The sequence below is a fragment of the Enterobacter cloacae complex sp. P12RS genome, assembly GCF_014895875.1.
Taxonomy (GTDB): Bacteria; Pseudomonadota; Gammaproteobacteria; order Enterobacterales; family Enterobacteriaceae; genus Enterobacter; species Enterobacter bugandensis.
Genome location: NZ_JADBQO010000139.1, coordinates 1 through 225, shown reverse-complemented (window position 1 = coordinate 225; position 225 = coordinate 1). Strand labels below are relative to the sequence as shown.

The following is a 225-nucleotide window of genomic DNA, read 5'->3' as shown; positions in this document are numbered from 1 at the left end:
GACCCACCCCTTGTTGTCAGAATTATGTCTCGATTTTCAGTTTGCGGGTCTGTTTTTCCTCCTGCTTATTCTGAGTTGAACTGTGTTTGAAGCGGTAACTTTCATTGCCGGTTTCCAGGATGTGGCAGTGGTGGGTTAGTCGGTCCAACAACGCTGTTGTCATCTTTTCATCGCCAAACACTCGGCTCCATTCCGAGAAGCTCAAGTTGGTGGTCAGTATCACGC

The 225-nt window shown here is 48.4% G+C and carries 1 protein-coding gene; it reads right to left on the bottom strand.

From position 1 onward, the window contains the following. Positions 1-22: 22 nt before the first annotated feature. On the bottom strand, positions 23-225 hold a 203-nt coding region (locus IM284_RS23275), incomplete at its 5' end, for an ATP-binding protein (RefSeq protein ID WP_193055986.1).